Genomic DNA, 11,180 nt, shown 5'->3' with positions numbered 1-11,180 from the left:
GCCCGCGCTTCCTAAAACACGGCCTAGCCGGCTTCCCGCTCCAGCACGCGGCGGGCGGCCTCGGCCTCCGCCGCCGGCGGGGACAGCTCGTCGAGGGTGTCCAGCTCGTCGTCCGCTTCCAGTTCCCGTTCCCAGGCCGCCGCCAGCTGCTCCTGTTCCTGGCGGGGCCTGGCGCCGACCGTGTCCCGGTGCTCCGGGTTCAGGGCCGCCATGAAGCGTTCGACCGAGTCCGAGGCCATACCGTGCTCCTTGTCGCGGGGAGGGAGAGTGCCACTTTCGGCCCAGCATGGCCAAGCGGGCCCACGCCCGCCTCCCGACACCACCTGGTTGCACCCTGATGGCCCCGCCGCTCACCGCGAGGACCTGGCGTCGCGTGCGGCAACGGCCATGACGACGACGGAGGCCAGGGCGATGCCGGCGCCGACGTAGAGCGGCGCGGCGTAGCCGAGGCCCGCGGTGACGGCCAGGCCGCCGAGCCAGGCGCCGAGGGCGTTGCCGACGTTGGACGCGGAGACGTTGGCGCCGGCGGCCAGCGCCGCGCCGTGGGCGACGTCGGTCACGCGCGTGGTCATGCCGGGGACGCCGGCGAACCCGGACACCCCCAGCAGGAACACGAGGACCACCGAGGCGGGGGCGCTGCCGGCCGGCAGTCCGAACGCGGTCAGGGTGAGGGTGAGAGCGAGCAGGGCGAGGAGCAGGGCACGGTCGCGGTCGTGGTCGGCGGCTCGCCCGCCGATCAGGTTGCCGACGACCAGACCGACGCCGTACACCATGAGCAGCCAGGCGACGTCCGTCGGGGAGAAGCCGCCGACCTCGGTGAAGGTGTAGGCGAGATAGCTCAACGCGCCGAACATCGCGCCGTAGCCGAGCGCGGTGGCCGCGAGGGTCAGCCCGACCTGCCGGGAGCGGAAGGCGCGGATCTGGGCCCGCAGACCGTCCGGCGATTCCGGGCCCGGGTGGCCGGACCGGGCGGGCACGAGCACGACGATGCCCGCCAGCGCCGGAACGCCGATCGCGGTGACCGCCCAGAAGGCGGCCCGCCAGCCCCACCGTTCGCCGACCAGCGCGCCGAACGGCACGCCCAGGACGTTCGCGACGGTCAGCCCCGCGAACATGACCGCCACCGCGCGGGACTTCCTCTCCGGCGCGACCAGACCGCGCGCGACCAGCGAGCCGATACCGAAGAACGAACCGTGGCACAGCGCCGCGACGATCCGCCCGAGCAGCATCACCGGATAGTCCGGCGCGACGGCGGACAGCAGGTTGCCGATGACGAACAACGCCACCAGGCCGACGAGGACGCTCTTGCGGGGCAGCCGGGCCGTCGCCGCGGTGAGCGCGATCGCGCCGACCGCGACACTCAGCGCGTACCCGGAGATCAGCCGGCCCGCCGTCGCCTCGGACACCGCGAAGCTGGACGCGATCTGCGGCAGCAGCCCGGCGACCAGGAACTCGGTGAGCCCGATGCCGAAACCACCGAGCGCCAGCGCGACGAGCCGCCCGGCATCCGGCCCCGTCCGGCCGTGCGGCCCGTACCGGTCATGCGGCGACCCTCACCCACCGGCGGGACCCGCGTCCATGGACAAAACCACGTGCCCCTTGGATTGCCGCTGTGACGGGTCACCGACCGCTCTGTGACCCGTCATCGGGCGTCGGCGGCCGGGGACCGGCAGGATCGACCACCATGACAGGCAGCGAGCAGCAGCCCGGGTACACCACGCCGGGCCGGGACGACGAGCAGGACTTCGCCGACGCGGACCGGGGGCTGATCGCCCGGCTGGAGCCCTGTGTGGTGCGGGACGCGCGGGGCGGGGTGGTGTGGGACGCGGACGCCTACGGCTTCCTGGCGGCCGACTGCCCGCCGACCGCGCACCCCGGGCTGTGGCGGCAGAGCCGGCTCGCGGCCCGCCAGGGGCTGTACGAGGTCGTGCCCGGCATCTACCAGGTGCGCGGCCTGGACCTGTCGAACGTCACCTTCGTGGAGGGCGAGCGCGGAGTCGTCGTGATCGACCCGCTGATCAGCGCCGAGGTCGCCGCCGCCGCGCTCGCCCTGTACCGCGCCCACCGCGGGGAGCGCCCCGTGACCGGCGTGATCTACACCCATTCCCACGTCGACCACTTCGGCGGCGTGCGCGGGGTCGTCGATCCGGCCGACGTGGCCGCCGGCCGGGTGCCCGTCATCGCACCCGCCGGGTTCCTGGAGCACGCGGCCGGCGAGAACGTCCTCACGGGTACGGCGATGGCCCGCCGGGCGGCCTACATGTACGGGGCCGCACTGCCCAAGGGACCGGCGGGGCAGATCGGTTGCGGGCTCGGGCTGACGACATCGACCGGCAGCGTCGGCCTGATCGCGCCCACGGTCGACGTCACCTCCACCGGGCAGACCGAGACCGTCGACGGGGTGCGGATCGTCTTCCAGCTCACGCCCGGCACCGAAGCCCCCGCCGAGATGAACTTCCACTTCCCGGACCTGCGGGTGCTGTGCGCCGCCGAGAACGCCTGCCATACCCTGCACAACGTGCTGACCCTGCGCGGGGCCCTCGTCCGCGACCCCAGGGCCTGGGCCGGGTATCTGACCGAGACCATACGGCTGTTCGCCGCGGACACGGACGTCGTCTTCGCCTCCCACCACTGGCCGACCTGGGGGCGGGACCGCGTCGTACGCTTCCTGGAGGAGCAGCGGGACGCGTACGCCTATCTGCACGACCAGTGCGTGCGGATGATCAACGCCGGGTACACCGGCGCGGAGACAGCCGAGCAGCTGCGCTTCCCGCCCGCCCTCGAACGGGCCTGGCACGTCCGCGGCTACTACGGCTCGCTCAGCCACAACGCCAAAGCGGTGTACCAGCGTTACATGGGCTGGTTCGACGGCAACCCCGCGCACCTGTGGCAGCATCCGCCCACCGAGGCCGCGCGCCGGTACGTGGAGTTCATGGGCGGCGCGGACAGCGTGGTCGCCAAGGCGAGGACGTCGTACGAAGCCGGCGATCTGCGATGGGTCGCGGAGGTGCTGAGCCATGTCCTGTTCGCCGACCCCGGGCACACGCGGGCCCGTGCCCTGCAGGCCGACACGTTCGAGCGGCTCGGCCAGGGCGCGGAGTGCGCACCCTGGCGCAACTTCTGCCTGATGGGCGCGGCCGAACTGCGCGGCGGCGTCCTCGGCACACCGACCCGCGCCGCCCCGGACATCCTGGCCGCCCTGACGGCCGAGCAGGTCTTCCGCTCCATGGCCGTACGCGTCAACGGCCCCCGCGCCGCCGAGGCCGGACGGCTGCTGCTGCGCTGGGAGTTCACCGACACCGGCGAGCAGTGGACGCTCCTGCTGTCCCGCGGCGCGCTCACTCCGATGCCCGGCGACGCCCCGCAGGGTGAGCGGCCCACCGCCGTACTGCGGCTGGCCCGCACCACCCTCGACGCCGTGCTGGCCGGGGCGACGACCTTCGCCGACGAGATCGCGGGCGGGGCGGTGGACCTCGACGGCGATGCCGGGGCCCTGATCACCCTCGGATCGCTGCTGGAGGCGCCGGACCCGGACTTCGCGATCGTCACGCCGTGACGCCGGGGCCCGTCCCGCGCAGCAGCAGGGCCGCGAGGAGCAGCGCGGTGTCCCGCGGGTCGGTGAGACGGACCCCGGTCAGCTCTTGGACGCGGGCCAGCCGATGGTCGACGGAGTTCGGGTGCAGGTTCAGCCGGCGGGCTGTGGCGCGGCGGTCCTGGCGCTCCTCCAGATGCGTGCGCAGCGTCTCGGTCAGTTCGGGCCGGCCGGCCAGCGGGTCGAGCAGGGCGGCGATCCGGTCGCTGCCCTCGCTCGGACGGGACAGGTGGTACTCCAGCAGGACGTCGTCGAGTCGGTGCAGCCCGGGTGGCCGCCCGCACGCCGCCGCGACCCGCAGCACCTCCGCGGCCAGCCGCGCCGCACGCGGGATGTCAGCGGCCCGGGCGGCGCCGGCCGCGGCCAGCCGCACCCCCGCTCCCGCCGCCTCACGCAGCAACTCCGTTGTCCGGCTGGGCGGTTCGGCCCCTCCCGGTACGACCGCGTGGCCGCCCTCGGCGCCGAGCAGGGCGGGTACGTCCGTGCCGAAGACCCGGTCCAGCGCCGCCTGAACCCGCCGCACCAGCCGCCGTACCGTCACCGGGGAGCCCGGACTCCCGCCGGCGGGTGCCGAATCGGCGAAGCGCAGGCACAACACCAGCGCGGGCCCGTCCGGCGTGGACCCGTCGGCGGGCGGGCGGCCCTCCAGCAGGGCGCGGGCCCGTGCGCGACGCTGCTCGTGGCGTTCGGCGGCGAGGGCGGTGCGCTCGTCGAGATAGCTCTCGGCGACGGCGCCCACGACCCGGTCGATCGAGGTGAACAGCGCCTCGGCGAGTTCGGCCAGGGCGTCCCGCTCGGCGGGCCGCGCGGTCTCCCGCAGCGCCCGGAACAGCTCCTGCCCGCCCAGCGTGTACGTGCGCAGCAGCAGGTGCAGCGGCATCTCCTCCTCGGCGCGCTGGGCGGCGCGCTCCTGGAAGTACTCCAGCGCGTCCGGTCCGGGCCGGCCGGCGGCCCCGCGCAGGAACAGCCGCATGCCGTGCCGGGCCGTCGCGGCGATCTCCACGTCCTTCACCTCGGCGGGCAGTTCGGGGTAGCCGCGCAGCTGCCCGAACACCTCGCGGGCCATGTGCCGGGCCAGCTCGTTAACCCGTGGCTCGCACCGGGCGGCGAGAGCCGCCGCGGCAGCGGACAGCTCCCGCGGCCGACCGCCGCTCCACCGCTCCCCGTCCTGTCCGTGCGCCATGGATCACCTCGCTGCCGATGCCGGTCCGTCACGGTAACCGGGGCGTACGACCGTGCTGCCGGGGCCTGGCGGGTTCAGAGGAGTCGGAGCAGCCGCTCGGTGAACTCGGCGGTGATCGCCGTGCCCCCCCAGGTCGCGGGTGCGGACGTCGGTCCTGGCCAGAGCGAGGCGAACGCGTCCGTGACGTGCCCGGCCGCGGCGGGGTGGCCGAGACGGTCGAGCATCATGGCCGCCGACCGGATGGCGGTCCGCGGCTGACCGACGATCAGTCGCTGTCCGGGCACGGACGCCGTCGTCGCGCACGCGCTGGGGAGTCAGCGCTTCGTGCTGGTGGTACCGGGCGACGGCCCGTTCACGGACCGAACGGCGGTGGAAAGTCAGGAACTGGGCTCACCGCTACCGACACACCGGGATACCGCCGGGTGAAGTCGCGCACCAGGGTGGTGAGCGGTTCCACCGCCTGGGACGGCATCGAGGCCACGTCCAGGCGTCCCTCCCGCAGCTCGTGCACGGCCGCGACGCTCGTGCGCGCCGTCTCCAGGCTGCGCACGGCCTCCCGGGCGGGCTCGATCAGGTCCTGACCCGCCTCGGTCAGGACCGCCCGGCTGCCCGATGCGGCGGTGGAAGAGCTGGGAGCCGAGATCACGCTCCAGCGTGCGCACGGCCTGGGACAGCGAGGGCTGCGACACGTAGCGCCGAGGCCGCACGGTGAAGCCCCGGGGTCGACGATCGCCAGGAAGTACGCCAGCCGCCCGATGTCCATGTGTGTCGTGTGCTCCTCGTTCCCGGCGACGTTCCGTCCGGGTTCTGTGCGGCGTTCCGTGCGGCACCGACATCCTCTACCGCGTCGTCACGGAGGCGGCGAACGCCGTGTAGGCCGTCAGCGGGAAGGCGAGGGTGACCGGTGTGACGGTCAGGGCGGCACGCATCATCGCGGCCGAGGCTTGTGCACCGGTCGCGCGGTGGGTCGACGGGGCCATCACGGCCAGCAGCACGGGCAGTGCGGCGAGGATGCCGCCGGCGAAGGAGCCGAGCGCGGCCGCGGTGTGCACGGCGAGCAGGACGGTCGAGGCGGAGACCGCCATCCGTACCGGTATCTCCCAGCTCCGGGCGGCGCGTTGGGGCCGACGCGTCGGCGCCGGGGCGGGCCAGGCCCGCAGCCCGGCGAAGGCCAGGGCAAGGGCCGATGCCGCCGTCAGCCAGACGTCGGTGCACAGCGCGGCGATCAGGCAGGCTCCGGCCGCGCAGGCCAGAGCCGCCGTCAGGGTGCGCGCCGGGCGCAGGACGGGGGCGAGCCGGCCGTAGGCGACGCAGAAGGCCGCGACGACGAGCTGCGCTGCGACGTTGCCGCGCGCCGCGTGCGCGGCCGCCGCGCTTCCGCCGCTCAGCCATACGAGCAGCAGGAACGGCCCGGACGTCGTCGGCGCGCCGAGCAGCAGCCCGCCGCGGCGTGGGCCCGAACGCCGGGCGACGACGGAGACGAGGAGGACGAGGGAGGGGGCGAGGGCGGTGCGGAGCAGCAGTATCTCCATGCCCGCGAGCCTGGCACCGGAGGCGCCGACTTTGGCTCGGACTTCGCGGCGGAACGCGGGACACTGCCGCGGATAACTCGACCATAGTGAGGTGTCGCCGAGTATTTGTAGCATGGCGCCATGGACCGCATCGATCGGCAGATCCTCACGATCCTCCTCACCGACGGCCGCGCCACCTACCAGGAGTTGGGGCGTCAGGTCCGGCTGTCGGCCAACACCGTCGCCGACCGCGTACGTCGGCTCCAGGCGGCCGGTGTCGTGCGCGGATACCGCGCCGAGCTGAACCTGGCGGCCTTCGGGCGCGGGATGGAACTGCTCAGCGACATCCGGCTGCGCGAGGGCGTGGACCGCACGGCCTTCGAGGAACAGCTGCCCCACGTGCCGCAGGTCGTCGGCGCGATGCGGCTGACCGGGGACTACGACTACCAGCTGCGCGTGGCCTGCACCGACGCCCGCGAGTTCGAGACGGTCATCGACCGGCTCAAAGCCGACTTCGGCGTACGGGAGTTGAGGAGCCGGCTCCTGCTGCACGAGGTCCCGCTGGGGCCGGACCGCGTGCTGGAACCCTGAGGGACCGGCTGCCGACGGCGGCCGCGAGGAGCAGCGCGGCGAGGGCGGTGAGGCTGATCCCGTGCCAGCCGAGGGCGCCGAGCAGCGGCGCGGCGACGGCGGTGCCGACGGCGCCGCTGGTGAAGTACAGCACGAGGTAGACGCTGCTGAGGCTGCCCGCCCGGTCGGGGGCGAGGGCGATGATCCGGCTCTGGTTGGCGGCCTGCGCGGCGAAGCAGCCCGCGTCGAAGACCGCGAGCCCGAGGGCGGTGACCAGCGGGCTGCCGAGTCCGGTGGCGAGCAGCGCGGTGCCCGCCGCAGCGGCCATCATGCTCGCGACGATCACCGTGGCCGGGGCGTACCGGTCGGTGAGGCGGCCGGTCAGCGGGAGCGCCGCGAAGCCGAGCAGTCCGGCCAGGCTGTACAGGCCGATGGCGCCCGGGCCGAGGGAGTGGGGCGGCTGGGCGAGCGCGAGGGCGAGCGTGACCCAGATCAGGTTGAAGGCGAAGTACCACAGCCCGCCGGTGGCCACCGCACGGCGCAGTTCCGGGAACCGGTGCAGCAGGGGCGGGAGCGAGGCGAGCGCGGCCCGGTAGCCGCGCTCGGTGTGCGGCCGCCGCCGGGGCAGGAGCGCGGCGGCGGCGATGGCGCCGAGCAGCGCGAGCGCGGCGAAGACGAGGAGCATCCGCCGCCATCCGACGGCGCCGCTGAGCGCCCCGCCCGCCAGCCGGCTGAGCAGGATGCCGGCCGACATGCCCGCCGCGACGGTGGCAACTCCCGTGCCCCGGCGCCCTGTTGGCGCGTGCCGCCCGGCGATGCTGCTGGCCTGGGCCGCGACGCTCGCGGCCGCACCGATGAGCAGATAGGCGGCGAGGAGCACGCCCGCGCCGGGTGCCGCCGCGGCCAGGGCGAGGGCGGCGGCCAGCGCGGTCAGCTGGATGCCGACCAGGCGGTTGGGGGCGAGGCGGTCGGTCAGGGGCAGCAGGAGGGCGAACCCGGTCATGCAGCCGGTGAGCGCGGCGGTCGGCACCAGTCCGATCACCGCGAGCGGCACGCCCAAGTCGGCTGCCACGGTGGTGAGTTCGGTCTGGATGGCGTAGTTGTTCGCGATCGCCGTACCGGCTATGGAGGCCAGCAGAAGCGTGCCGCCGCGCGGGAGTGGCCGGGTCACGGCGTGGTGCCGCGGGTCAGGACGACGGCGTAACGGCACTCGGAGCCCGAGATGTTGGCGAAGACCCGCTCGGCGGGCTCGCCCAGCTCGATGGTGTCGCCCGCCTCCAGCTCGTGGACCGTGTCGCCGTCATGGAAGGTCAGCCGGCCGTCGAGGACCCAGACCACCTGGCGCACGAAGGCGAAGGCGGCGGCCGGATACGGCACGCGCGCGCCGGCCGGCAGCCGGATCTCGGCGATCTCCGCGGGGAAGCGCGGACCGGTGATCTGGCGGCGCCGGTAACCGGTCGCGGGGTCGCGCCACTCGGCCGTGTCCGCCGGCCTGCGCACACCCGCCTCGCCCGCGGCGGTCTCGCGCGCGGTGTCCTCCGGCGCCCCCTCGGCGAGGGCGAGCAGGGAGGCGACGCTGAGCTGGAAGGCCGCGGACAGCTTGCCCAGGACGACCGCCGTGGGGCTGCTCTCGGCGCGCTCGATCCGGCTGATCATCGCCTGGGACACGCCGGAGGCGTCGGCGAGCTGGGCCAGCGTCCAGCGGCGGCGTTCCCGCTCGGTGCGGACGCGGGCCGCGATCCGCCCCACCAGAGGATCTACTATGTTGGACATGGCTTCAATATACGCAAGAAGTACGGCCGCCGTGACGGTCCGCCCCGCCCGGCCCGGCGACGTGGCCGCGATCCGCGCGATCCGCAACCACGCGATCGAGCACTCGACGGCTCTGTGGACCCGGACCCTGCAGACCCCGGACCAGGCGGTCACCTGGCTCGCCGCCCATCTGGAGCGCGGCTCGGCGTTCGTCGCCGAGGTCGACGCCGAGGTCGCCGGGTTCGCGGCCTACGGCCCCTGGCGGGAGCTGGACGGCTACCGGCACACGGTGGAGAACTCGGTCTACGTCCGCGAGGACCGGCACGGGCTCGGCATCGGTTCCGCTCTCCTGACCGCCCTCGTCACGGCCGCGCGCGAGGCCGGCCACCACGTGATGATCGCCGGTATCGAAGCCGGGAACACCCCCTCGATCCGGCTGCACGAACGCTTCGGGTTCCAGGTCGCCGGCACGCTCCCGGAGGTCGGCACCAAGTTCGGCCGCTGGCTCGACCTGACGCTCATGCGCCTGCCCCTGGCCTGAGCCCGTTGAACGCGAGGCGCCGACGACGAGGTCACGCGGGCTGGGCCGGGATCCTGACACTGACCCCGTAGCCGCCGTCGGGGGTCGGGCCGCAGGAGAACGTGCCGTGCAGGATCTCGGCGCGTTCCCGCAGCCCGACCAGGCCCTGCCGGGACCCGGGCAGCGGCAGGGACGGACGGGTGGGGCGGCCGTTGGTGACGGTGACACCGACGTCGTCGCCCTCGCACCACAGCTCCACGGTCGCGCCCGCTCCCGGAGCGTGCTTGCGCACGTTCGTCAGGGCCTCCTGCACGGTGCGGTAGATCGCCCGCTGGGCGGGTGTGCTGACCGTGTCCGGCAGTACACCGGTCAGCTCGGCGTCGATGCCGCTCGTCGCGACCAGCTTGCGTATGTCGGCCAGCGTGGGCTGCGGCGTCAGCTCGGTGGCGCGGCCACCGGAGGCGCGCAGCAGCGTGACCATGTTCCTCAGTTCGTCCAGCGTGGCGACGCTCAGCGAACGGATGGTGCGGGCGGCCTCCCGGGCGTCCGTGTCCTTGGCCCCGACCTGCAGCGCGCCGGCCTGGACCGCGATCAGGCTGACCTGGTGCGAGACGACGTCGTGCATCTCCCGGGCCAGCTGGGCGCGTTCCCGGGCGAGCACGGCCTGGGCGTGCAGGGCCCGCTCGTGCTCCCTGGCCTCCTCGATCTCGGCCAGGCGCCGGGACAAGTCCCGCCGCGCCTGCACCAGTTGACCGAACAGTACGGGCGCGGCGGTGCCCGCGAGGGTGTAGGCGAACTGGATCAGCGTCCAGGTACGGTCGCGCGAGTCCGGGTCGTGCCAGGGCCAGGGCGCGGCGGACGCCGCCGCCATCAGGACCGCGCACGCTCCCAACAGGCGGCGGTCGTGCCGACGTTCGGCGAGCGCGAACAGGGCCGCGAGCGGGGCGACGACGAGGTCCGCGACCACCGTGGCCGGCACCGTGAGCAGGACGACGACGAGCGGGACGTAGCGGCGCAGCGCCAGGGCGGCACAGGCCAGAGCGGCGAGGCCCGCCTCGGGCCATGAGCTGTCCGAGACCGCGAGCCAGGCGTCCCCGACCGCCACGGCGACGAGCCCGGCGTCCCGCACGGGCGCCGGAACCCGTGCCCAGCCGGTCCGGCCGCCGGTCACCGGTCGGCCTTCGGCCGGCGCCGTTCTTCCAGCAGACGGGCCCGCTGGGCGATGAGCGCGGCCTGGATACGGCTGGTCACGCGGAGCTTGGTGAAGATCGCGCTCACGTGATCCTTCACCGTGCCGGCGCTCAGATGCAGACGCGTCCCTATGTCTGCGTTCGACAGCCCCTCCGTGACCAGCATCAGCACATCGCGTTCGCGTGCGGTCAGCCGCTCCACCCGGGCTGACTCCTCGGCCTCCTCGGCATTCACCGCCCCGGCACCGGGGTGGCCGAGCAGCAGGGCGCGGGAGGCCTTCGGGGACATGACGATGCCGCCCGCGGCGAGCGTGCGCACCATCTGGGCCAGCTGTTCCGGCTCGGTGTCCTTGAGCAGGAAACCGGCCGCCCCGTGGCGCAGCGCCGCCAGCACGTACTCGTCGGTGTCGAACGTCGTCAGCATCGCCACCACGGGCCCGTCGGGGAGCCCGCGCACCTCGCGCAGCACGGTGAGCCCGTCGACGTCCGGCATGCGGATGTCCAGCAGGACGACGTCCGGACGCTCGTCGCGGACCCGCGCCACGGCGTCGGCGCCGCTGACCGTCGCCACCACCTCGATGTCGTCGGCGGCGTTCAGGATGAGCTGGAAGCCGGAGCGGACGAGGGCCTCGTCGTCCACCACCACGACCCGGATCACATGCACCCCGTCCCGCTCCCGTCCGACCTGTCCGTACGCCTACGACCTTAAGAGGGCCCGGCCGCCGCCAGGGTTGCCCCGGTGCGCGGACCAGCCGATCGGGGGGGTGTCCTCCCGCCGCCCGGCGGGGGCGGCCCGGCCGGGCGGCGGATACCGCGCCGAACGGGTCCGGTACCAGCCTGGACGCATGACGCACAGCACAGA

General features: G+C 74.3%; 12 protein-coding genes and 1 pseudogene. 3 read left to right on the top strand and 10 right to left on the bottom strand.

Annotated elements, in window-relative coordinates:
• Window positions 1–23 precede the first annotated feature (23 nt).
• Window positions 24–239: a hypothetical protein gene (locus tag BIV23_RS21180; RefSeq protein WP_071382478.1), complete on the bottom strand. Its 216-nt coding sequence runs from the start codon at window positions 237–239 to the stop codon at window positions 24–26.
• Window positions 240–350: 111 nt separating this feature from the next.
• Complete coding sequence (locus BIV23_RS21175) at window positions 351–1,487, bottom strand: MFS transporter (RefSeq protein ID WP_071382477.1); 1,137 nt, start codon at window positions 1,485–1,487, stop codon at window positions 351–353.
• 197 nt (window positions 1,488–1,684) lie between these two features.
• Between BIV23_RS21175 and BIV23_RS21170 the strand changes: the two genes are divergently transcribed.
• Complete coding sequence (locus tag BIV23_RS21170) at window positions 1,685–3,556, top strand: alkyl/aryl-sulfatase (protein WP_071382476.1); 1,872 nt, start codon at window positions 1,685–1,687, stop codon at window positions 3,554–3,556.
• On the opposite strand, the gene BIV23_RS21165 is transcribed toward BIV23_RS21170, so the two are convergent.
• From BIV23_RS21165 to BIV23_RS21150, 4 genes and pseudogenes are all read right to left on the bottom strand, one after another.
• Window positions 3,546–4,775, bottom strand: a complete 1,230-nt coding sequence (locus BIV23_RS21165) for a PucR family transcriptional regulator (RefSeq protein ID WP_071382475.1) — start codon at window positions 4,773–4,775, stop codon at window positions 3,546–3,548. The two genes, BIV23_RS21170 and BIV23_RS21165, sit on opposite strands and share 11 nt — an antisense overlap.
• 74 nt (window positions 4,776–4,849) lie before the next feature.
• Window positions 4,850–5,059 carry a hypothetical protein gene (locus BIV23_RS21160; protein WP_071382474.1) on the bottom strand — a complete coding sequence of 70 codons (210 nt, stop codon included), beginning with the start codon at window positions 5,057–5,059 and terminating at the stop codon, window positions 4,850–4,852.
• Window positions 5,060–5,166: 107 nt separating this feature from the next.
• A pseudogene (locus BIV23_RS21155) lies at window positions 5,167–5,538 on the bottom strand (LysR family transcriptional regulator); the annotation flags it as partial.
• 76 nt (window positions 5,539–5,614) lie between these two features.
• The gene (locus BIV23_RS21150; RefSeq protein WP_071382473.1) at window positions 5,615–6,307 is read right to left on the bottom strand and encodes a hypothetical protein; all 693 of its coding nucleotides are present in this window, start codon (window positions 6,305–6,307) and stop codon (window positions 5,615–5,617) included.
• Between the two features lie 120 nt (window positions 6,308–6,427).
• Between BIV23_RS21150 and BIV23_RS21145 the strand changes: the two genes are divergently transcribed.
• Window positions 6,428–6,877, top strand: a complete 450-nt coding sequence (locus BIV23_RS21145) for an Lrp/AsnC family transcriptional regulator (protein ID WP_071382472.1) — start codon at window positions 6,428–6,430, stop codon at window positions 6,875–6,877.
• Here BIV23_RS21145 and BIV23_RS21140 read toward each other — a convergent pair.
• Window positions 6,789–8,027 (bottom strand): MFS transporter, encoded by a 1,239-nt coding sequence (locus BIV23_RS21140; RefSeq protein ID WP_071382471.1) that lies wholly within the window; start codon window positions 8,025–8,027, stop codon window positions 6,789–6,791. The two genes, BIV23_RS21145 and BIV23_RS21140, sit on opposite strands and share 89 nt — an antisense overlap.
• Window positions 8,024–8,629, bottom strand: a complete 606-nt coding sequence (locus BIV23_RS21135; RefSeq protein ID WP_071382470.1) for a helix-turn-helix domain-containing protein — start codon at window positions 8,627–8,629, stop codon at window positions 8,024–8,026. The genes BIV23_RS21140 and BIV23_RS21135 overlap by 4 nt, the downstream gene beginning before the upstream one ends.
• Between BIV23_RS21135 and BIV23_RS21130 the strand changes: the two genes are divergently transcribed.
• On the top strand, window positions 8,628–9,149 hold the full coding sequence (locus tag BIV23_RS21130) for a GNAT family N-acetyltransferase (protein ID WP_071382469.1): 522 nt from the start codon (window positions 8,628–8,630) through the stop codon (window positions 9,147–9,149). The genes BIV23_RS21135 and BIV23_RS21130 overlap by 2 nt on opposite strands.
• Before the next feature lie 31 nt (window positions 9,150–9,180).
• On the opposite strand, the gene BIV23_RS21125 is transcribed toward BIV23_RS21130, so the two are convergent.
• Window positions 9,181–10,299, bottom strand: a complete 1,119-nt coding sequence (locus tag BIV23_RS21125) for a sensor histidine kinase (protein WP_071382468.1) — start codon at window positions 10,297–10,299, stop codon at window positions 9,181–9,183.
• Entirely contained in the window at window positions 10,296–10,976 is a 681-nt protein-coding gene (locus tag BIV23_RS21120; protein WP_071382489.1) for a response regulator, read from the bottom strand. Before BIV23_RS21120 ends, BIV23_RS21125 begins: the two co-directional genes overlap by 4 nt.
• Between the last annotated feature and the right edge of the window lie 204 nt (window positions 10,977–11,180).

It is taken from the genome of Streptomyces monashensis (assembly GCF_001866665.1).
Taxonomy (GTDB): Bacteria; Actinomycetota; Actinomycetes; order Streptomycetales; family Streptomycetaceae; genus Streptomyces; species Streptomyces monashensis.
The sequence above is the reverse complement of the archived record's forward strand: the minus strand, read 5'-3'. Positions and strand labels throughout refer to the sequence as shown.

Coding starts and splice junctions, on each gene's coding strand:
- BIV23_RS21170 (WP_071382476.1), top strand. CDS start 1,685: ATGACAGGCAGCGAGCAGCAGCCCGGGTACACCACGCCGGGCCGGGAC.
- BIV23_RS21165 (WP_071382475.1), bottom strand. CDS start 4,775: ATGGCGCACGGACAGGACGGGGAGCGGTGGAGCGGCGGTCGGCCGCGG.
- BIV23_RS21130 (WP_071382469.1), top strand. CDS start 8,628: ATGGCTTCAATATACGCAAGAAGTACGGCCGCCGTGACGGTCCGCCCC.
- BIV23_RS21145 (WP_071382472.1), top strand. CDS start 6,428: ATGGACCGCATCGATCGGCAGATCCTCACGATCCTCCTCACCGACGGC.
- BIV23_RS21135 (WP_071382470.1), bottom strand. CDS start 8,629: ATGTCCAACATAGTAGATCCTCTGGTGGGGCGGATCGCGGCCCGCGTC.
- BIV23_RS21180 (WP_071382478.1), bottom strand. CDS start 239: ATGGCCTCGGACTCGGTCGAACGCTTCATGGCGGCCCTGAACCCGGAG.
- BIV23_RS21150 (WP_071382473.1), bottom strand. CDS start 6,307: ATGGAGATACTGCTGCTCCGCACCGCCCTCGCCCCCTCCCTCGTCCTC.